General features: G+C 39.6%; 21 protein-coding genes. 5 read left to right on the plus strand and 16 right to left on the minus strand.

The genetic code is table 11. The annotated features are described in order from the left end of the window. Positions 1–153: 153 nt before the first annotated feature. The 4 genes from ABC255_RS04195 to ABC255_RS04210 all read right to left on the minus strand — a co-directional run bounded on the left by ABC255_RS04195 (position 154) and on the right by ABC255_RS04210 (position 4,435). A complete protein-coding gene (locus ABC255_RS04195; protein WP_412991553.1) occupies positions 154–1,149 on the minus strand; it encodes an NAD-dependent epimerase in 996 nt (331 codons plus the stop codon). Beyond that, the gene (locus tag ABC255_RS04200; protein WP_412991555.1) at positions 1,146–2,618 is read right to left on the minus strand and encodes a hypothetical protein; all 1,473 of its coding nucleotides are present in this window, start codon (positions 2,616–2,618) and stop codon (positions 1,146–1,148) included. Before ABC255_RS04200 ends, ABC255_RS04195 begins: the two co-directional genes overlap by 4 nt. Beyond that, a complete protein-coding gene (locus ABC255_RS04205) occupies positions 2,618–3,679 on the minus strand; it encodes a glycosyltransferase (RefSeq protein WP_412991557.1) in 1,062 nt (353 codons plus the stop codon). The genes ABC255_RS04200 and ABC255_RS04205 overlap by 1 nt, the downstream gene beginning before the upstream one ends. 156 nt (positions 3,680–3,835) lie before the next feature. Beyond that, positions 3,836–4,435: an NADPH-dependent FMN reductase gene (locus ABC255_RS04210; protein WP_335531319.1), complete on the minus strand. Its 600-nt coding sequence runs from the start codon at positions 4,433–4,435 to the stop codon at positions 3,836–3,838. A 233-nt stretch (positions 4,436–4,668) separates the two neighbouring features. Here ABC255_RS04210 and ABC255_RS04215 point away from each other — a divergent pair, with 233 nt between their 5' ends. Further along, on the plus strand, positions 4,669–5,004 hold the full coding sequence (locus ABC255_RS04215; RefSeq protein ID WP_412991559.1) for a zinc ribbon domain-containing protein YjdM: 336 nt from the start codon (positions 4,669–4,671) through the stop codon (positions 5,002–5,004). 41 nt (positions 5,005–5,045) lie between these two features. Here the strand turns inward: ABC255_RS04215 and ABC255_RS04220 are convergent, their stop codons facing one another. Together ABC255_RS04220 and ABC255_RS04225 are read right to left on the minus strand one after the other, a co-directional pair. Continuing rightward, on the minus strand, positions 5,046–5,888 hold the full coding sequence (locus ABC255_RS04220) for an aldo/keto reductase (RefSeq protein ID WP_412991561.1): 843 nt from the start codon (positions 5,886–5,888) through the stop codon (positions 5,046–5,048). Between the two features lies 1 nt (position 5,889). Beyond that, complete coding sequence (locus tag ABC255_RS04225) at positions 5,890–7,122, minus strand: MFS transporter (protein WP_412991563.1); 1,233 nt, start codon at positions 7,120–7,122, stop codon at positions 5,890–5,892. A gap of 172 nt (positions 7,123–7,294) precedes the next feature. On the opposite strand from ABC255_RS04225, the gene ABC255_RS04230 reads away from it, so the two are divergent. Further along, positions 7,295–7,663, plus strand: a complete 369-nt coding sequence (locus ABC255_RS04230; RefSeq protein ID WP_034676656.1) for a winged helix-turn-helix transcriptional regulator — start codon at positions 7,295–7,297, stop codon at positions 7,661–7,663. Between the two features lie 26 nt (positions 7,664–7,689). On the opposite strand, the gene ABC255_RS04235 is transcribed toward ABC255_RS04230, so the two are convergent. The 4 genes from ABC255_RS04235 to ABC255_RS04250 form a co-directional block, all read right to left on the minus strand. Further along, positions 7,690–8,697, minus strand: a complete 1,008-nt coding sequence (locus tag ABC255_RS04235; protein WP_412991566.1) for a FecCD family ABC transporter permease — start codon at positions 8,695–8,697, stop codon at positions 7,690–7,692. Then, positions 8,694–9,704, minus strand: a complete 1,011-nt coding sequence (locus ABC255_RS04240; RefSeq protein ID WP_412991568.1) for a FecCD family ABC transporter permease — start codon at positions 9,702–9,704, stop codon at positions 8,694–8,696. Before ABC255_RS04240 ends, ABC255_RS04235 begins: the two co-directional genes overlap by 4 nt. Before the next feature lie 140 nt (positions 9,705–9,844). Beyond that, positions 9,845–10,768, minus strand: coding sequence for an iron-hydroxamate ABC transporter substrate-binding protein (locus ABC255_RS04245; RefSeq protein WP_412991570.1), 924 nt, complete (start codon positions 10,766–10,768; stop codon positions 9,845–9,847). Beyond that, positions 10,719–11,564 carry an ABC transporter ATP-binding protein gene (locus tag ABC255_RS04250; protein ID WP_412991572.1) on the minus strand — a complete coding sequence of 282 codons (846 nt, stop codon included), beginning with the start codon at positions 11,562–11,564 and terminating at the stop codon, positions 10,719–10,721. The genes ABC255_RS04245 and ABC255_RS04250 overlap by 50 nt, the downstream gene beginning before the upstream one ends. Before the next feature lie 300 nt (positions 11,565–11,864). Here ABC255_RS04250 and ABC255_RS04255 point away from each other — a divergent pair, with 300 nt between their 5' ends. Further along, on the plus strand, positions 11,865–12,917 hold the full coding sequence (locus ABC255_RS04255; RefSeq protein WP_412991573.1) for an NAD(P)/FAD-dependent oxidoreductase: 1,053 nt from the start codon (positions 11,865–11,867) through the stop codon (positions 12,915–12,917). Between the two features lie 33 nt (positions 12,918–12,950). Here the strand turns inward: ABC255_RS04255 and ABC255_RS04260 are convergent, their stop codons facing one another. From ABC255_RS04260 to ABC255_RS04270, 3 genes are all read right to left on the minus strand, one after another. After that, positions 12,951–13,931 carry a glycerophosphodiester phosphodiesterase family protein gene (locus ABC255_RS04260; protein ID WP_412991575.1) on the minus strand — a complete coding sequence of 327 codons (981 nt, stop codon included), beginning with the start codon at positions 13,929–13,931 and terminating at the stop codon, positions 12,951–12,953. Between the two features lie 86 nt (positions 13,932–14,017). Beyond that, a complete protein-coding gene (locus ABC255_RS04265) occupies positions 14,018–14,242 on the minus strand; it encodes a hypothetical protein (RefSeq protein ID WP_412991577.1) in 225 nt (74 codons plus the stop codon). A 76-nt stretch (positions 14,243–14,318) separates the two neighbouring features. After that, on the minus strand, positions 14,319–16,667 hold the full coding sequence (locus ABC255_RS04270; RefSeq protein WP_412991578.1) for a DUF4084 domain-containing protein: 2,349 nt from the start codon (positions 16,665–16,667) through the stop codon (positions 14,319–14,321). A 175-nt stretch (positions 16,668–16,842) separates the two neighbouring features. On the opposite strand from ABC255_RS04270, the gene ABC255_RS04275 reads away from it, so the two are divergent. Next, positions 16,843–17,805, plus strand: coding sequence for a 2-hydroxyacid dehydrogenase (locus ABC255_RS04275; protein WP_412998479.1), 963 nt, complete (start codon positions 16,843–16,845; stop codon positions 17,803–17,805). 51 nt (positions 17,806–17,856) lie between these two features. Here the strand turns inward: ABC255_RS04275 and ABC255_RS04280 are convergent, their stop codons facing one another. Next, the gene (locus ABC255_RS04280; protein ID WP_412991579.1) at positions 17,857–18,153 is read right to left on the minus strand and encodes a c-type cytochrome; all 297 of its coding nucleotides are present in this window, start codon (positions 18,151–18,153) and stop codon (positions 17,857–17,859) included. A 171-nt stretch (positions 18,154–18,324) separates the two neighbouring features. Between ABC255_RS04280 and msrA the strand changes: the two genes are divergently transcribed. Then, on the plus strand, positions 18,325–19,290 hold the full coding sequence (gene msrA, locus ABC255_RS04285) for a peptide-methionine (S)-S-oxide reductase MsrA (RefSeq protein ID WP_412991581.1): 966 nt from the start codon (positions 18,325–18,327) through the stop codon (positions 19,288–19,290). Positions 19,291–19,303: 13 nt separating this feature from the next. Here msrA and ABC255_RS04290 read toward each other — a convergent pair whose 3' ends face one another. Next, positions 19,304–19,957 carry an MOSC domain-containing protein gene (locus tag ABC255_RS04290; RefSeq protein ID WP_412991583.1) on the minus strand — a complete coding sequence of 218 codons (654 nt, stop codon included), beginning with the start codon at positions 19,955–19,957 and terminating at the stop codon, positions 19,304–19,306. A 68-nt stretch (positions 19,958–20,025) separates the two neighbouring features. Continuing rightward, the gene (locus ABC255_RS04295) at positions 20,026–21,255 is read right to left on the minus strand and encodes an ATP-binding protein (RefSeq protein WP_412991585.1); all 1,230 of its coding nucleotides are present in this window, start codon (positions 21,253–21,255) and stop codon (positions 20,026–20,028) included. Positions 21,256–21,327: the final 72 nt, after the last annotated feature.

Consider the following 21,327-nt stretch of genomic DNA (forward strand, 5'->3'; position numbering starts at 1 on the left):
AAAATCTTATAGATCACTTTCCTCTGCACAGGTTCAACCTCCTAACGATTTAATAGCCGTATAATACTATCCTTTCATATTTTTTACATTTCTATGTACTAAATAGACAAGAGACCGGTCAAATAACCGGTCTCGAGAATTGGAAGAGTGTCTTTATTTATGATATTTTTTATACCAGTCAACGAATTGACCTAATCCGATTTCTAATGGAGTAGCAGGGGAGAAACCGGCCGCTTTTTGCAGGTCGGTAATATCTGCATAGGTCTCTTTCACGTCTCCAGGCTGCATAGGGAGGAATTCGATTTTGGCTTTTTTACCGATTAGATTTTCTAAAGTCTGAATAAAATCCATTAATCTGACGGGGCTATTGTTGCCGATATTATAGATTTTGTAGGGTGCATGACTTGTGCTTGGGTCGAGATCTCTGTTTGGATCAGGTTCAGGCGGCTGATCTAGTAATTTGACGATTCCTTCGACAATATCATCAATATAGGTGAAATCCCTGCGCATGTCGCCATTATTGTATACTTTTATCGGGTTCCCTTCGATTATATCCTTTGTAAAAGAATAATAGGCCATATCTGGTCTGCCCCAAGGTCCATACACAGTAAAGAAACGAAGACCAGTCGTTGGGGTATTAAATAAATGACTGTAAGTGTGAGCCATTAATTCATTCGCTTTTTTTGTGGCGGCATAGATACTAACCGGGTGATCAACAGAGTCTTGGGTAGAGAAAGGCGTTTTGGTATTGGCTCCATATACAGAGCTGGACGATGCGTAAAGTAAGTGCTCTACTTGAAAATGTCTGCATGCCTCTAAAATATTTACAAACCCTACTAGGTTGGAATGAACATAGGAGTGTGGATGGGTAAGACTATAGCGGACCCCAGCCTGGGCAGCTAAATTAATCACAATGGGGATGGAATGATTCTCGAAAATTTCGTTTAGGCCTTCTGAATCAGCTAAATCTACTTTATAAAATGTAAACTTATCGTTATTCTCTATCTGTTTTAGCCGCTCATTTTTTAAACGAACATCGTAATAGTCATTAAGGTTGTCCACACCGATTACATGATAATTTTCAGCTAATAATCGTTTAGAAAGATGGAACCCAATAAAACCTGCCGCACCTGTCACTAAAATGTTCATTTTTTATCCGATCCTTTTTTACGACCATTCCCCTTCTTATTGTCCTTGGTATCTCTCTTACCGCCGTGCTCTCTTTTTTGACCGTGGTCCTTATCACGATTATGCCCCTTGTTTTGGTCACGGTTCTTATCACGATCATGCCCCTTTTTATGGTCGTGGTCCCTGCCATGATTCTTGCCTTTTTTATGGTCACGGTCCTTTTCATGCCCCTTGCCCTTTTTCTGCTCATGCCCTTTTTTACGGCCATGATTTTTTATTACTGGCAGAACGGTAGGAATGTCCTTAATTTCCATTTGTACTTCCTCTTCGGTAAGTGGGATTGGAGTTTTCGTCCATTCTGCATGTGTGACCGGATCAAGAAGCCTAATTTGCTCAAGAAATTCTGCGAGGAACCCTCTTTCATGAAGGTTGTGGAAAAGTTCTAATGGTCTTTCTTGTAGACGAGAGAACGAATACACATGGTCAACCATTTTAAAGCCAGTATTGGTAACAAAGACATGTCGTAATGGAGCGTCAATTTGTTTGAACCCAGCCTGTTTTTGCGAAGTTAAAATGTCTAGTAAGAGTTTTGTCACGATGGGCGGGAGAGTGGTTTGTTTTTTTAGAAAAGTGTTTAAGTCTGGTCCCGATAAATATTCCATTACTACGTAGTTATCTCCGCTTTCATGAACTTTTGGAATAAAAGTAAGGTCTTGATTAGCCAATAAAATCGTTGATTCCATTTGGCAATGTTCTGGTTTTCCATAAATTTTTACGCATCGATCCTCAGCTATACGAAAGACCGCACCTTGATGTCCTGCACCAATTAATGTTTGCGAGATAGCGCTATCTACTTTTACTCCTTCACCATTTCCTCCCGAATTGACAGGAATGTTTCGATAATCCATTTTGTTTTCATCAAAATATCTCTGCCATATTGCATATGTGTCCGGTTCGAAACTTCTTACTTGAGATAGGAAGGATTCTTTTAATAACATCATGTTTAAATCTCTCAATAATTTAAGTGGTACCGGATGTATGCGCTTGAAGGCATTTACATGGTCAATTACCTTCAGTTCTTCATTATCAAGGACGAAAATGTGCCGTAAAGGCGCGTCCACCATTGTGAACTGTGCATTTTTCATTTCACCTAAAATATACAGAAGTTTTCTAGTAATCGACTCTGGTATATAGGTGCAATTTCGTAGATATTCCTTTAATGTGGGAGCATTAAAGTATTCCATGACGATATAGTTTTCACCATATTCATATAGTCGAGGGAAGAAGGGCAGGTGTTGTCCGGCTTTTAATGCCTCTAACTCCATTTGTGCTTGAACACTGTTGCTATATATTTTTACACAGCGCTCCTCCGATAATTTAAATACGGCTCCTTGAGCACCCATTCCGATTAAAGGGTAGTTTGTAGGGTTGTCAATTAATAGTGTTTTTGGTCCTTTGGTTACTTTAATTAATCTTAAATCTTCTACCATTATGATCCCCCTAACAATTCATCGTAATATTTGGCTTGCAAAAGAAGCTGCTTATTTTGGTCAAAGTTTTGTTCTACATTTTGACGAGCAGAAAGCGCAAAGCCTTCCCATAGGTGTTTATTTAGTAACATAAATTCTAATGCTTGCGCGAGATGGTCAACATCGTTTTCGCGTACTAAAATTCCATCTTTGTTATTAGTGATGATTTCTGGAATACCAGCATGGTTCGTGGCGAGAACTGGAATACCGGTTGCCATTGCTTCTTTGATCGTATTCGGTATTCCTTCTACATCACCATTGGACGCTGTTAAGCTTGGCGCACAAAATATATCAGCTTGTCCCATTAGTTCTGGTACTTGGCTTTTTGGCACACGGCTTAGAAGACGGAAGGAGGTACCTAAATTTAGCTGCGTTGCAAGTGATTTAATATATCCTTCCAGCTCTCCGCCTCCGATAATCGTTAGGGTGGCATTTGGAAATTTTGATTTAATCTTTTTAAACGCCTGCATTAAAACATGGTGACCTTTCTTTTCTACTAGTCTCCCGATTGAAACAATGTTCTGTGTGCCTTGTAGATTTGGTCCCTTATAAGGGAAAAGGTTAAGGTCAACTCCTCCATAGAGAACTCTGATTTTATCTGAATGACATCCCCATAGATTAATTCGCTGAGCTAAATACTGACATACTGGGAGAAAACGCTCCCCTTGTTCAAACAGCATTTTCATGCCATCTAAATAGCCAACCGGCTGATTTGCCAGCGTAGCATCTCTACCTCTAATACTCGTTACAAGTGGGAGGGAGGTTTCTTCTTTAAATGGAAGTAATAATAAACCTAATTGAGCATGGTGTGCGTGTAGGAGGGAAACCTTATTTTTTTCTACATATTCTTGTGGTGAGAATATCTCACTCAGGTAGTGAACCTTCTTATTGAGAAGCGGCAGATTTACCATATACTTGGGCTGCCTGACCAAATGGATATAATCATAGCCAGGAACTTCTCGAATCTGGGGAATATATTGAGTCGGGTCCACACGAAGGTTTAAATGGATAACTTTAGGCACTTTTTCATTCTCCTTTCAAAAATAATACTTAAATTTATCAGCCTCTAAAAATAAAGTATGCTTTTTGAAAGGGAAGGCTTGGACAAATTGGTAAAAACACAAGGGGCAAAAAAATGCGCCACAGTCGAAATGGACTATGGCGCGATTTTTTTGATATTAACGTAATGTTTTTAAAGCTCCGCTCCAAGCGATTACTTCATCAAGCATTGCGGTCATGTTTGTTTGGTGCAGGTCAGCTGGTTTGAAAACAGAACCGTTTTCGAAGTCTGTGAATAAAGACAATGTTGGATGTGTACGAACGTCAGCGACTTTCAATTCTCCAAGAATACCACGTAAATGTTCAGCAGCACGAGCTCCACCTGTTGAACCATAGCTTACGATACCAGCAGCTTTGTCATTCCAAGCTTCACGTGCAAAATCAAGAGCATTTTTTAATGCACCTGTAATGCTGTGGTTGTATTCTTGAACAACGAATACAAAACCATCTAAACTAGCAAGTTTTTGATTCCAAGCAGCAATCCCTGGTTCAGAACCATCAGTTGTGCCTAGGAATGGAAGATTGTAGTCAGAAATATCAACGATTTCATAGTCTGCATCTCCACGCTTATCAGCGATTCCTTTTACCCATTCTCCTACTTGCGGGCTAACACGTCCTTGACGTGTACTACCTAAAATAATACCTATTTTTAATTTTGGATTTGTCATTGTTTCTTCCTCCTTTGTTGATGTACCAAATAATTTGTTTAAAAAACCCATGATGTCCACCCCTTGCTGTTATTTTTAATCTATTTAGGTTTTTCGATTTCGGTTGTTTTGAATTAAAATATGTTTAAATTTATTATTTTTAATTCGAGATAAATATAATACAGATTTATCTCGATGTCAAGAGATTGGATTCAAAGAAAAATTGATTTTTTGAGAGAGCTTGTCTGTTTGAAAAAGCTATGCCACAATATACAAATAAACTGAACGAAGGGAGGAAGTGATTTATGTCTACTTTGCCAAATTGCCCTCTATGTCATTCTGAATATACATATGAAGATGGAAGTCTTTTGATCTGCCCGGAGTGCGGTCATGAGTGGAGTTTAGAGGCTGCAGTCACAGAAGAAGACCGTGTGATTAAAGATTCCAATGGAAATGTTTTAAGTGATGGAGACACAGTAACGGTCATCAAGGACCTTAAAGTAAAAGGTAGTTCATCAACTTTAAAACAAGGTACGAAGGTGAAAAATATCCGTTTGGTAGATGGGGATCATAATATCGATTGTAAAATCGATGGATTTGGTGCCATGAGTTTAAAGTCTGAGTATGTGAAAAAGATATAATAAATTGGCGCTCCTTTTGTAAGGGGCGCCTGTTATTTTGGCTAAAAGTCAATATTATCAGGGTCTGGACCGACTCTATGATTTTCGTTTAGACTACTTATTCGGTCCATATCTTCTGCTGTCAGTTCAAAATCATATATGGTTGAATTCTCTATTATTCTGTGTTCCTTTGTTGATTTAGGTATGGTAACAACGCCATTTTGTAAATCCCAGCGCAAAATGATTTGAGCGACGGTTTTGTTATATTTATTCGCTAGGTCTTGTAGTAGAGGGTTATTAAATAATTGACCCTGCATTAAAGGTGACCATGCTTCAAATTGAATTCCATTGTTTTCACAAAAGGCTTTGACTTCTGCTTGAGTTAACCGTGGATGATATTCAACTTGATTGATCATTGGTTTTATTTCAGCATCCTTTAGTAATTTTTCAAGATGGTGGACTTGGAAGTTACTAACTCCAATCGCTTTTACTCTTCCTGCTTCATAAAGAGTTTCTAATGCCCGCCAAGCATCCTTATATTTACCCTCGACTGGCCAGTGAATCAGGAATAAATCTAAATAATCTAGACCCAGTTTCGCTAAACTAGTCTCATAGGCTTTTAGTGTTGATTCGTACCCTAAGTCAGAGTTCCAAACCTTTGAGGTAATAAATAATTCTTCTCTTGTAATGCCGTATTCATTGATTGCTTCGCGAATGGCTTGCCCAACGCCTTCTTCATTCCCATAAATAGCGGCTGTATCAAAACTGCGGTAACCTTGTTTAATCGCAAATTTAACAGCATTCACTAATTCAGGACCTTCTTCTACTTTAAATACCCCAAGACCGAACCAAGGCATTTTTACACCATTAGATAAAGTAGTTGTTGCTTGTAAGTTGTTTGTCATTTTATTGAACCTCCAATTTTTGATTAGAAAATAAACACTGGTTATCAGTAACGGTTTTGTCTTTTTCTTCAAGCTTTCGGCTCCAGCCAGTTAGGATGACAGCGCCAAGAACCATCAGGGCCCCAATCCATGTGGTGTGGATGAGTCCGATTGAATCGGTTATGACGCCTCCTAAGTAGGAACCAATTGCGATTCCTGCATTGAACGCAGCAATATTAAGGGCAGAAGCTACGTCTACAGCGCTTGGCACATACCGTTCTGCCAGCATCACCACATACACTTGTAATCCAGGAACGTTCATGAAAGCAAGAAGCCCCATAAAGAAAATTGTTATTAATCCTGCTATTTTAAATGGTGCGGTAAACATTAAAATAAATAGGACAATAGTTTGGACGATAAACATATAAAATAGCGCCTTAATCGGATTCTGATTGGATACCTTTCCACCAATCATATTTCCAATCGCAATTGCAATCCCATAGCCAAGTAGAATGGCAGCAACCGTTCCTTCTTTAAAGCCTGTGATATCCTGGAGGATTGGAGATAGATACGTAAAGACAACAAACGTTCCTCCATACCCCAAGGCTGTAATGATAAACACTAGTAAAAGACGGCCATTTGTGACGATTTTGATTTGATCACGAAAAGATGAAACAGTACCCTTTCGTAAAGTGGATGGAATTAGGATACTATTCGCTAGTAATGCGATTACTCCGACAGCAATAATTAGAATAAACGCCATTCTCCAGCCTAATTGTTGACCTATAAAGGTACCAAACGGAACACCAGTTACGGTGGCAACGGTGAGTCCTGTAAACATAATCGAGATTGCGCTCGCTCTCTTATTTTCAGGTACTAAATCAGCTGCGATGGTTGAGCCGATTGACATGAAAATACCATGTGAGAGGGCAGAGATAACACGCGCCACTAAGAGTACGCCGATGCTTGTTGCACTAGCCGCCAGACCATTTCCGATTATAAAAATAACCATGATCCAAAGTAATAATGATTTTCGTGACATACTAGAAGTAAGAGATGTCAGAATCGGTGCTCCGAATGTAACTCCGAGTGCATATAAGGAAACTGTTAAACCAGCCGTTGTAACAGGTATTTCTAAGTCATTTGCAATTAACGGTAAAAGTCCGACACTGATAAATTCAGTGGTTCCAATTGCAAACGCGCTTATGGCTAATGCCAGTAGTGCAAACAAACTTTGTTTATGATTGAAAGACATATGTTGTCTCCTCCTTATGAAATTTTGAACGATTTGCTTTTTACGGCTCAATCGATAAATGTTATTATGGGAGATAGTGAAACATTAGTGAAGTACGCACTTTAAAGTGATATAGATACTTTGGGGTAATATAGGTACTAAAAAGTACCTGTTAACGAGGAGGGAATAAACTATGAAACAAAAGAAATATAATATATCTGTTGAAGCAACGTTAGAAGTAATCGGAGGAAAGTGGAAGTGTGTGATTCTCTGTCATTTAACTCATGGCAAGAAACGAACAAGTGAATTAAAACGCCTAATGCCGGATATAACGCAGAAAATGTTAACACAGCAATTGCGGGAATTAGAGGAAGATGGGGTCATCAACCGTATTGTTTATAATCAAGTTCCGCCGAAGGTGGAGTATGAGTTAAGTGAGTATGGCAGGAGTTTAGAAGGGATTTTAAATTCACTATGCACATGGGGAGAAAAACATATTACCAAAGTGTATGGAAGTTTAGATGTCTTAGAAGAAAACGTACTAAATGAACATTTAAAATAAAAAGGCGTATCCTTTTCAGGATAGCCTTATTTTTTCAATAAAAGATAGACAAAGTAGGGAGCTCCAATTAATGCGACCATAATACCGGCAGGGATTCCAGCAGATTCCATGATATTACGACCAACAGTATCAGCAAATACGAGCAGCCAGCCGCCAATTAGAATGGCGATTGGAATAAATAATTGATTCCGCGGCCCAACTAACGCTTTTGCCATGTGTGGCGCCATCAAGCCGATAAAGGTAATTCCTCCCGTAACCGAAACTGCAGAGGCTGCAAGTGCCACCGCTGTTATCAGTAAAACAATCCGTTCTTTTTCAATTGAAACACCGACGCCGATTGCTACTGGTTCACTCAGACTTAGTAAATTCAATCGATTAGCTTTGTATAAAGTAAAAGGAAGCAGTACAACCAGCCAAGGAAGGAGTGCCCAGATAAATGGCCAATCGGTTCCCCATATATTCCCTGCTAACCATTTTGCAATAAAATCGACTTTTGCGCGTTCAGCAGAAGAGATCAGGACTATCATCGCTCCGGAAAGTGCCATCGAAAATCCGACCCCGATTAACACCAACCGTACTGGCTGCATTCCTTCCGTTTTGCTGTATGCGAATAGATAGATTAGAACCGCAGTCAGCAATGCACCGACAAAAGCTACAACTGGAAGCATATAGACAAACGAACCTGAATCAATTGGAAAAAACAGAAAGAAAACGGTGACGGCAACACCCGCACCAGAGTTAATCCCAATAATACCTGGGTCAGCTAAATCATTACGGGTGATTCCTTGTAAAATAGCACCAGATAAAGCTAGTGCCATTCCTGCTAACAGGGTAATGATAATTCGCGGTAATCGAACCGAAAATAACACAAATTCCTCTTTGAACGTGCCTTGGCCAAAAAGAGCAGGAATCAACCTATCGTAAGAAAGAGAGGCTGGACCTAACCCCATCCCAACTACGAGCGTAATCAAAATTAATGCAAGTAAACTAATGAAAATGATACGTTGTTTTCTAATTAATGAAGGCTGTATCATGAGAATGCCTTACCTCCTTTACGAACAATCACAAGAAAGAAAGGTAAACCCAAGGTTGCGACAATTGCCGCCACAGGTGTTTCAAAGGGAGCATTCATGGTCCGGCCAAGTGTATCGGCAAAAAGCATAAAGGTGGCTCCAGAGATAGCCGACATGGGGAGGATAAAACGGTAATCCGTCCCAACCATTGCTCGAACAATATGGGGAACCATTAAGCCGATGAAGGCCATGTTTCCGATGAGTGCAACAGAAGCACCGGCTAATAAAATGATTGCAATAAAGAGAATCACCTTTATTTGTGTTGTTTTTTGACCTAATCCAACCGCCACTTCTTCATTTAAACTAAGAATCGTAAGCTGTTTTGATAAAAAGAAAGAGACCAGCAGCCCAACTAGAATGAAGGGAACAATAATCTGGAGCTGCCCCCATGTAGTGCCAACCATACCTCCAGCGGTCCACATCGAGACATTTTTAGATATTTTAAAATAAATACCAATTCCTTCTGCAATTGCATAAAGGAAAGCAGAGACAGCTGCTCCTGCTAAGACAATTCTTAGTGGAGAAAAGCCGCCTTTTCTCATCGCTCCAATGCCGAAAACCATTGTCGTTCCTACCGCTGCTCCAATAAAACATGCAATGGTAACACCGAAATAATTAGCGGAAGGGATAAATGCAATAATGAATGCTAGTGCGGCATTTGCCCCTGCTGTTAAACCAAGTAACCCTGGATCAGCAAGTGGATTCCTAGTGATTCCCTGCATAATCGCACCTGCAACGGAAAGGGCCGCACCAACCACAATCGCAGCGATTTCACGGGGTAGACGTATTTCACGAATGATGGAAATTTTTTCACCCTTCGCATTTGAAAATAGTGCCTGCCAAACATCGCGGAGAGAAATATCTGCTGCTCCGAAAATCATGGAAAGAATAAACATCGCGGAAAATACAAGCAGTCCGATTATTAGTTTATAGCCAAAAGGAATGGAACGTCGGTTGTTTATAGTCATAACTCTCTCATCTTTTCTTTCATAGAATAGGGTGAAGAGGAATCCTGTGTAAGGATTCCTCTTCTAATATTATAGCTGTTTTCGTATAAATTGTGGCTTCTCGTATCAATGTCTATGCACGTACACGAAAAGAGCCTTTATTAATTACCTAAAAATGATTTCTTAATGAATTCAAGCTGCTTTTCAAGTGTGATTGGATCGCTGAAGGAAGCCCCTTGACCATTCATTTCAAAAACGCGATTGTTTTTTACCGCAGGAATGTTTTTGTACGTTTCTGTTTCCTGGAAGGAAGTATCAGCATCTGAATATTTACTCAATATCACATAATCTCCTGCATACTCAGGAATAACTTCAGCAGATAAAGTAAAGTAGCCTGATGATTCTGCAACTTCCTTTACTTTTTCAGGCATTTTTAATTTCATGGCTTGATAAAGAATTTCTGTTCCGCGTGCCCAGTTGCTGCCGAATACATAAAGATCTTTTCCGTAGCTTTCCATAACGGAAACCGTTGCATCCTCACCAATTTTGGCGCGGATTTCTTCGCCCGCACTTTCAGCTTCTTTCTTGAAGTTGTCCACCCAGCTTTGAGCTTCCTTTTCTTTATTTAATAGTTTACCAATTTCTATGTGCTGTGTTAAATAATCAACTTTTCCCCAAGTATATGTAACAGTAGGGGCAATTTCACTTAATTTATCTATGTTTTTAATATTGGATAAACCAACGATTAAGTCAGGTTCTAATTCGATAATTTTTTCGAGATCTTCATCGGATACTTCTGCAACATCTTTCATTTCTTTTTCAAACGTTGGGTTGTTTTTTGACCAAGTATCCACACCGACAACATTCACACCAAGATCGAGGACATTACCCGTGAAGCCAGATAGTAAAATAACGCGCTGTGGGTCTGCCGGTACTTCAATCGGTCCATTTTCTGATTGGTAGGTAATCGTTTCTGACTTCTTTTCAGCAGGTGCTGTGTTATCTTCTTCTTTCGAAGTATCTGTACCGCAGGCACTAATAATTAACGCTGCGAGCAGGATAAAGGGCAGTAGTAGTTTTTTCATGTTTGGTTTCTCCTTTTAGTAAATTGTACGTTACGCACATTGGTTTTTTTGTTCGAGGGTCCTGACCGATAACAGCGTCAATATTAAATACCTTTTTGAGTACTTTATTACTGATCACCTCTTCACAATTTCCTGCTTTTACAATTTCACCGTCTTTTAAGGCGATGATATGATCCGCAAAGCGAGCAGCTTGGTTTAAATCATGAAGGACCATGACAATCGTTCGTTCCTGTTCAAGGTTTAATTTTTGCAGTAGTTCTAACACCTCAAGCTGATGGGCCATATCTAAATAGGTAGTTGGTTCATCAAGAAAGATAATATCCGTTTCTTGCGCGAGTGCCATCGCAATCCAAACGCGCTGGCGCTGGCCGCCGGATAATGCATCTACCGGACGAAATTTAAAGTCGATTGTTCCAGTCACTTCAAGTGCCCAGTCAATCACTTCATAATCCTTTTTGGTTAGACGCCCAAAACCCTTTTGATATGGAAAGCGGCCATAGGAGACAAGCTCTCCAACTGTTAATCCACTGGCACTTTCTGGCGTCTGTGGAAGGATGGCCATTTGCTTCGCTAAAATCTTCGTATTGACTTTTGAAATATCGTTTCCGTCTAAAAGGATGGACCCAGATTGGTGGGAGATAATCCGGGTAATTGCTTTTAGTAAAGTCGATTTTCCGCAGCCATTCGGGCCGATAATGGTGGTAATCTTCCTATCTGGAATTGCGATACTAAGACTTTTGACAATTAACCGTTCACCATAGCCAATGCTTAGGTTATCAATAGAAAGGCGAACCATTGTAATCCTCCTTTTGTTTCTGTAAATAGTTGATAATGATTATCAGTGTCGTTATGACCTAACTATAAAGGTGAGTGATAATGATTGTCAATTACAATTTTGTGAATATTTTTAGTTTGCGGTGGATAATTTTTTTTTACACCTTCATTTTGGTGGAAAAATGCTTTATAGAAGGATTTTATATAAAGGAAGTGTGATGTCACAGATTTTTCAAAAAATAAATGATTGTAAAACAGAGATAAATGAATTATTCTTATTGATAATGATAATCAATTACAGTTGGTTAGGGAGTGGACGGAGATGGAACAACAAGAATTGTTTGATGTGACGGTTATTGGTGGAGGCCCAGCAGGACTTTACTCTACTTTTTATAGCGGACTTCGAGAAATGAAAACAAAGGTCATTGAATATCAACCGGAATTAGGTGGAAAGATACATGTCTATCCAGAAAAAATGATCTGGGATGTGGGCGGTTTAACACCAATTACCGGAGCGAAATTAATGGAACAGCTTGTTGAGCAGGCGTTAACCTTTAGTCCAACTGTTGTTTTAAAAGAAAAAGTAGAGTCAATTGCGCGTAATGAAGAAGGAATCTTTGTCTTGACCGGATCATCAGGACAAGAGCATTTTTCAAAAACAGTGATTGTTGCGATTGGCAGCGGCATTTTGAATCCGCAAAAGCTGGAGATTGAAGGTGCCGAGCGATTTGAAGTGTCTAATTTACATTACACTGTTAAATCGTTTGCACAATTCAAGGATAAAACGGTGATTATCTCTGGCGGCGGAAATTCCGCTGTGGACTGGGCAAATGAATTAGAATCGATTGCGAAAAAAGTCTATTTAACTTATCGAAAAGAGGAATTGGGGGGGCATGGACAAGAGGCACAGGCCACCAAGCTCCTTGAAAGCTCTGTTGAATGTTTGTTTCAATCCTCGATTACCAAATTAATCGCCAATGGCGACCGTGATGAAATCGCCAACGTAGAATTAACGAACCACGAGACAGGTGAGGTTTCCTACTTGTCAGTTGATGAAGTGATAATTAGTCATGGGTATGAACAGGACGCAACCTTATTGGAAAATAGTGCACTGTCAATTGATCGAGCAGATAATTATTATATCGCCGGAAACGCAACAAGCGAATCTTCCATTGAGGGGCTTTATGCTGCTGGAGATATTCTCATGTACGAGGGGAAAATCAATCTGATTGCCGGTGCTTTTCAGGATGCAGCCAATGCCGTGAACAAAGCGAAGCAATATATACAGCCTGATGCGGCGAAAGTCGCGATGGTTTCATCTCATCATGAGGCTTTTAAAAAGCGCAATAAGGAATTAATCAAGCAAATGATATAAGCAAAAAAGAAGGTGGACTAATGCGGTCCACCTTTATTTTATGTGCGGGGCGATTTGATCAATCCGATTCGTCCAGATTCCGCCGCTATAATTAGCCGGAAGTCTTTTTAAGTCAGCCGGGGTATCAAATCCCTCGGACCAGCCGCCATCACCTGCCACCACGATCACTCGTGTATCGACACTATCCATCCGATTTAAGAACTTCTCCGACCACCCCCATAGCCAAGGGGCAATTTTCTCCGGAATATGCAATTGTGTCTTTTCGCATGCTGAAGGGATATAACCTGTCCAGCCGACTGCAATATAAGGAAGAAGACAGCTTTTTAACGTCGCCTTTGACATGACGCGAAGTTCAGGGATTTCTTCTTTAATCGTTGCAATGGGCTGATCACCGCCGTAAACGGTCATTTGACTTAAGCGGTCTTTCGGCAGTTCAGAGAGCACATCAGCGAGCTGGATTCCTTCTTCAGAATCATCACTTTTAATATGTATTAAAAAGGATTCCTCCGGAAAATGGGTTAATACTTCATCGAGAGAAGGCATGAGGCCAACGCCTTTCCCGCGAAATGGAAAGGTTTTTCCGTTATCCGCTGTGTAGCCATAACCGATATCTAATTGCTTTAATTCTTCCATCGTAAATTCCTTTGTGGTTCCTTCGGCATTTGTTCTGCATTCCAGCGTCCAGTCATGAAAAACTGCAAATTGTCCGTCTTTTGTAGGCTTAATGTCCAATTCAACTACATCAGCTCCATTTTCAAACGCAGCTTCCATCGAAGGGATTGTGTTTTCTATGTAGGGATGTTCAGGTTTGAAAATGCGTTCCGCCGTACATGTATCGCCCTGGATTCCTTCCATGCTAAAGGTTTGTCCTAACCCGCGGTGTGCGAGAAGCAGAGGGTCACCTTTACGATCCTTCGCAAATATAGAACTATTGTTTAGAAAAATAAATAATGACAGCAAAAGTAGGCAAATGAGTAATCTTTTTAGTATTTTCTTCAGCTTCGTATCCTCCATTAGTTAATATACATAATTAAATATATAGCAGCTAAATTTACAAATCCATAGAAAAAGCTGATTGGAGTTTCCAACCAGCTCTCTTGCTAAATTCTCTTTTTTACATCTTCTCTAACCGATTCAATCAGTGTATCGGATAAATTAGCCGGCAGGGATGTGCCATCTTTATATACCCAAGCATTAATGATTTCCAGGTCTGCTTTTTTAAACGTAATGCTGTAATGGTTTTGATTATGTGTAAACTCTGCTGTTACATATTCCTCACTATCAAAATCATCATCAATAATCATGTTGGTTATTTCATACGGCATCACAATACAATCTCCTTTTAACATACGATAAAAATAGTGTTTGTTAAAAAGAAAGGTCTATACCTTTTTAAATGAATCATGAGATTTTTTCAGACTTTTTATTTTCAATCAAGGCACTTACTTGCATAACCGTTAATGGTTTACTATACAAGTCACCCTGAACCACATCACAATGGTGTTCTTTTAGGAAAAGCAGCTGTTCGTTATTCTCAATTCCTTCCGCGATCACGGATAACCCGAGGCTGTGGCCAAGATAAATAATCGTTTCTACTAATGCTTTGTCTTTTTGGCTTCTCATGATGTCCTGGTTAAATGGCTTAGGAATTTTTAAGGTGTTTATTGGAAAGCTTTTAAGATACATTAAAGAAGAATATCCTGTACCGAAGTCATCAATTGATATTCTTACCCCTAGCTCTCGTAGAGCCTGCATTTTTTTTATAGCTGCCTCTGCATCGGTAAAGGCAACGCCTTCGGTTATTTCTAACTCTAAATAATTTGGATTAAAGCCAGATTTCTTTAAAGCCTTAATGACCGTCCCGACCAAATGTTCGTGAAGAAATTGTACGGGTGAGAGGTTTACGGCTATTTTTAAATCGCTTTGACCATTATCATGCCAAGCTTTCCCCTGCATACAGGCAGATTCTAGGACCCATTCCCCAATTGGAATGATCAGCCCCGACTCTTCTGCAACTGGTATAAATTGATTTGGGGATACTATACCTGCTTCGATTGTATTCCACCGAAGTAGTGCCTCTACTCCGACAATTTCAAAGGTCTGTAAACTCACCTGTGGTTGATAATTTAGAACAAATTCATCATTTTTTAGCGCCTTTCGCAGTCCATTTTCGAGTGCCATTTTTCTTGAAACTGCTTTATTCATATCCATTGAATAGAATTTGTAATTATCTCGGCCTTCTTCTTTGGCACGATACATGGCCATGTCTGCATTCTTCATTAGCTCTTCGGTGCTTTTTCCATCACTGGGATAAAAAGCAATCCCAATACTCATGGAGACGTGTAATTCTTGACCTTGAATGGTGATGGGTTTTGCCACAATCGATCGCATTCGTTCCACTAATGGAATGACATCCTCCTCAGCACGGATCCGATTTAGTAAGACGGTAAATTCATCCCCGCCTTGCCGGGAAATCGTATCAATCTTACGAACGCACATTGCCATTTCTTTGGTAACATGCTTTAACAGTAAGTCACCAAACTCATGCCCAAGTGTATCGTTAATATTTTTAAAACGGTCCAAATCAATAAAGAGTACCGCTAGTTTATATTGGTTCCGCTTCGCTTCATCCATTGCTGTCTTCAGCCGTTCCAAAAACATTCTTCTATTTGGCAGCCCGCTTAGTACATCATGGTAGGCCATGTGTTTCATTTTCCGTGCTGCAGAAAGAAGCTGCTGGTTTTTTGAGCGTAGTTCTTCTGTTCGTTCCCCAATTTTCAGCTCTAATTCCTCTGTCAATTCATGATACTTAGCCAACAATGTTTGATTTTCTAAGGAGGCAAAGATGTGCCGTACGATTAAAAAGAGGATAGCTGCCGCTGACCCTATAATTAAACTGTTTGAATCATGATGTTGAGAAATCATGACCATAAATAAAAGGATTACACCTATGTAAGGCAATAATAATCTTAGAGTAATAGAATCTTTTAAAGAATGGATCTTATTTTTCTTTGCTGGAGATGTATTGTCATTTACTATCTCCAATGTTCCTGCAACCCCCATTAATAAAGGGGAAAGTGACCATACTGGATGAAATAAACTTTCTGAAAAAGGGATATTCATTAACGTAAAGATAAGGTAGGAACAATCAGCGATCACTTGAATCAATAAGCTAAAAAGTATTAAAACTCTAGGAGGGGTTAATTTTTCAGATCCTAAATAGAAAATAATTGCCCCAAAAAATAGAATCAAATCCCCGATAGGATATCCTATAAAAATATTTTGAGTTAGGATACCACGCATGATGAATTGCCAGCTAAATGTAATTGCTGCAGTCATTATAATACAGGTATCAAAGGTGAATTCTATAAGATGATGGTGTTCATCTATTCGAATTTTGCAAATAAACGCTATAAGAAAGCATCCGATTTGAAGGATATAAAAGGAATGATTCCATTCAAGATAAAGAAATTCTTTTTGTGAAAAATAACGACTTGCCATCTCAGTCATAAAGTTTAAAAAACATCCTAGCGAGAGGAAGAGCCATAGATATTTTTCATTCGTTTTCTGTTTTCGGTAAATGAAAAATAGAATGATAGATGAAGAAAGGGGGGCAGCAAGTGAAAATAGATTCTCCCCAGTTGTTTTGAGCTCTTCGTTATTTTGCCAGAAATAAAGCAGGACATAATAACCAAGAGCATGAAAAAGTGTATAGTAAATATATAGCTTTTTTCTAACCAACCATTCCATCCATGACACTCCCATGAGAAAACAGATACATTTCCATTTTACTTGAATAAAAGCAAGACTATCTTACCATTTAGCGTAGTGGGAAGTTGTCGAATAGTGTCAGTAGATGTGGAAATTTAATCTAAAATATGAAATTTTTTTCCAATACTTTAATTTATGGAGAGTGAATACCAAGTTGAAACCAAAAATCTACATAACGCGGAAGTTGCCGGAACCTATTGTTTCAAGGTTAGCAGAGGTTTGTGAAGTGAAAATGTGGGATAAGGAAGAGGAGCCGGTTCCTAGAGAAATCCTTGAGAAAGAGATTCAGGCTGTCGATGGTCTTTACTGTTTATTAACAGAGAGTATCGATAGACCCCTTCTAGAATTGGGAACAAAATTGAAAATTGTTAGTAATATGGCGGTTGGCTATAACAATATTGACGTGGCGGCAGCAACAGAAAAAGGGATTATTGTAACTAATACCCCTGGAGTATTAACGGAGACGACAGCTGATTTAACCTTTGCGCTGTTAATGGCCGCGTCTAGGAGATTGGTAGAAGCCTCCGATTACTTGCGTGAGGGGAAATGGAAAACATGGTCGCCAATGCAATTAACAGGGCAGGATATCTATGGAGCTACCTTGGGGATCTTCGGATTGGGCAGGATTGGAGAGGCGCTCGCAAGGAGAGCGAGAGGGTTTGATATGAAAGTTTACTATCATAACCGCTCCCGAAAGCTTGAAGTCGAGGAACAGCTTGGTATTGAGTACATGGATAAAGAAAAATTACTACGGGAATCGGATTTTATTTGCGTATTAATGCCTTATACACCGGAAACGAAGAATTACATTGGTACTGCAGAGTTATCACTTATGAAACCGACTGCTGTCTTGGTTAATACCGCCCGTGGGGGAATCGTCGACGAAGTGGCTCTATATCATGCCTTGGAAAATGGGTATATTTGGGGTGCAGGTATTGATGTATTTGAAGAAGAACCTGTGAGGACAGACCATCCTCTGCTTAGCCTTCCAAATGTAGTGGCATTGCCGCACATCGGCAGTGCGAGTGTGAACACGAGACTAAAAATGGCGTTACTCGCTGCTGAAAATTTACTCCAGGGTTTAAAGGGTGAAACCCCGGAAAATTTGGTAAAGTAACTCCAAAGGCATGAAATGAGCCTGAAAAAAAGGTTAGGAATCCCTAACCTTTTATTTATCTAAAAGCCATTTTGTGACGGTTTTAGCTTCTTCTTCTGAAAGTAGTCCGCCAGGCATCATGCCGACACCATCGTTCAGTAATTGCTGTAAATCTTCTTCTGCATACTTTGCTTTCATATTGGTCACGGGTGGACCTGCTAATCCTTCTAAGTTTTCTCCATGGCAGGATAAGCAGCTGAATTTATATAAACCTTCTCCGTCTGCAGGTCTCTTTGCAGTAGCGGTATTGGATGAACATCCTGGTAATACTAATAATGCGAGGGCAAAAACAATCCATAGTTGCTTCATATATGTAACCTCCTAATGTAGTGAATCGTTACTAAAAGAGTACTTTATAAAACTAAATTTTTTCTAAACGAAAGATTAAAATTTTCTTAAATGGGCTTGGTTATGTAAAATGAACTCCGATGGCGGAAAATACTCTTGGATAGTAGAAAATAATGTAAAGGAGTTGGTCTAATGGCGGAAATCGCAACGTTTGCAGGAGGTTGTTTTTGGTGCATGGTATCGCCGTTTGATGAACAGCCTGGGATTAAAGAAGTCATATCGGGTTATACAGGCGGGCAAAAGGAAAATCCGACATATGAGGAAGTTTGCTCGGATACGACGGGGCATTATGAAGCGGTACAAATTACTTTTGACCCTGCTGTTTTTCCCTATAAGAAACTGCTGGAGATATTCTGGCAGCAAATCGACCCAACGGACGAGGGAGGACAATTTAATGATCGCGGTCTATCGTATCGGACGGCGATTTTATATCACACAGAAGAACAAAGGGAAATGGCGGAGAACTCAAAGGCTGAGCTTGCTGTAAGCGGTCGTTTTCAAAAGCCGATTGTAACAAAAATCCTGCCTGCTGGCCCCTTTTACCGAGCAGAGGAGAAACATCAGGACTATTATAAAAAAATGCCTTTTCATTATAATCACTATCGAGAAGGTTCAGGGCGTGCCAAGTTCATACGTGAAAACTGGAAAAAGCGGAAAAGTGATGAGGTTCTAAAAGAAGAATTATCCCCTATTCAATATGCTGTAACTAGAGAAAATGCCACAGAGCCGCCATTCAAAAATGAATATTGGAATAACACAGAAGAAGGAATTTATGTAGATATCATTTCAGGTGAGCCGCTTTTTAGTTCACTTGATCAATATGATGCCGGCTGCGGTTGGCCAAGCTTTACGAAGCCAATAAGGCGATATGAATTGGAGGAAAGGTTTGATACTTCCCATGGAATGAGGCGGATTGAGGTTCGAAGCAAAACCTCCGATTCCCATCTCGGGCATGTGTTTGATGATGGGCCTGGTCCTGACCGCGCCAGGTATTGCATTAATTCGGCTGCACTCCGTTTTGTCCCGAAGGCTAGATTAGAAGAAGAAGGTTATGGTCAATTTTTAAAACTGTTTACCGAAAGAACTCCCAAGGCTTAGCCTGGGAGTTTTGTCAGCTCTGAATTTTCTCTTTTAAATCAATGAGGTACTGCTGCCATTGTCCCGCGAGCTCCTCAACACCCAATATTTTATCAATCACTTCAATTGATGGAGAGGGATCATGGAAGTAAAGATGATGGATGGAAGAGACGGAGATTTGCTCGGGATGTGAACTCAGCTTTTTTATCTGAGATTCTGCCGTTATTTTTCCTTCTTCCAGAACTCTGAAAAAATATCCAGTATACCCTGTTTGAATAATTCTTTTTAACAAAAGGTTGTTGTTATTGCGTTTATTGATGGTGGAGCAGGGATAACGACCTTGAGATACCTGCAGGACAGCCTCTCCAATCTGAAAAACATCTCCAATACAAACCTGATCTTCCTTCATGCCAATTGGAGTTAAATTTTCCCCAAAGGCAGAGGGTGTTAATGTTTTACCAAAGACACTTTCCCAATGTGCGTAATGTTCGAAGGGATATACGCAGACGACACGTTCTGAGCCGCCATGATACTCAGGATTCGCGACCTGATCACCAGTTATCTCATCAAAGCCCACATAAAGTTCTTCACATTGTTCTTTCCAGATTCCTGATTCGTAAGCCTCATTCTTATGTACCATCTTTTTAGGCAATCCCTTGCTTAAATATATAATTTCTCTATTTTGCAAAGCTCTTCGCCTCCTTTTCATTTATTTTACTATAAATAAATGAAACCCTCATAATAATTGAGGGTTTCTTAAGTAAGGCTAAAAACTCGCTGGGTGATGGTTGGCAGAGTAATTTCGATTGTTGTTCCTTCATCCACTGCACTATCAATCGTAAGTTGACCATTGTGGCTTTCAATAATTTTGTAACACGTCATAAGACCGAGACCCGTCCCCTTTTCTTTTGTCGTATAAAAGGGTTCACCGAGGGTCTGGATCCGGTCCTTTGGAATTCCAATACCCTGATCGATAATCTGAATAGAAATCTTACCTTCTTCCTTTCCCTTGACATTCACATCTATATTCCCGCCGCTAGGCATGGCTTCTATGGCGTTCTTTAGCAAATTTAAAAAGACCTGCTTTAATTGGTTTTCTTCACAGCTTATTTTAGGTAAATCACTTTCAAATTCTACGAAGATTTGGACGTTGTTTAAAATAGATTGAGTATTAATTAAGGTCACAACATCTTTAATTAATTCCCTTACATCCTTTTCGGTAAAAACAGCTGCGGTTGGTTTTGCGAGTACAAGAAATTCTCCGACGATATTATTGATTCGGTCAAGCTCTGATAACACAATATCATAGTATTCTGCCTGATGTGTTTCGCTTTTGAATAATTGAATGAAGCCTTTTATAGAGGTAAGTGGATTACGGATTTCATGGGCTATACCTGCGGCCATCTGGCCAAGAAGCGCCAATTTCTCGGATTTTTGCAGGAGTTGTTCCGTTTGTTCTTTTCTTTTTGTGATATCATTTCCGATTGACAATACTGCATCTTTTCCACCATATGTAATGAACATGGATGCGCCTTCAAAGACAAAAACCGAACCATCCAACTTTTTAAATTTGTATTCAATATTGTTTAATGGAAGGACTTCTTTTTTTACTTGATTCAGTCTTTCGATTAGTCGTTCCTTATATTCTGAAAAAACATAATTATAAATAGACGTTCCAATTACTTCTTCCTTCTGCTTTGCACCAATCATCGTTAGTGCTTCCTTATTTACATAGATGACCTTATTATCTTGGTGCACTATGACTGCTTTTGGCAATGAATCTATTAATTGTCTATAGCTTTCTTCACTGTCACGCGCTTTCTTCCCAAAGAAACGTGCACGGTCATATTGCCACCCAACCAGCCAGGCAATCCCTGTAAAAATGAGAAAGTCTATTGTAAAAAAACGATCATGCTCCACAATGGTTTGGAAGCCGGAAAATAGCACTGATATTAACACTAGAGTAATTTGTCCTATTCTATTCATACAGTTTCCTCTAATTATCTGAATTTGCTATTATCATATCACGAATGGCTAAAAAATTAATAGAGAATTAGT

The organism is Neobacillus canaveralius, from assembly GCF_047237705.1.
In the GTDB taxonomy this organism is placed as follows: Bacteria; Bacillota; Bacilli; order Bacillales; family Cytobacillaceae; genus Neobacillus; species Neobacillus niacini_K.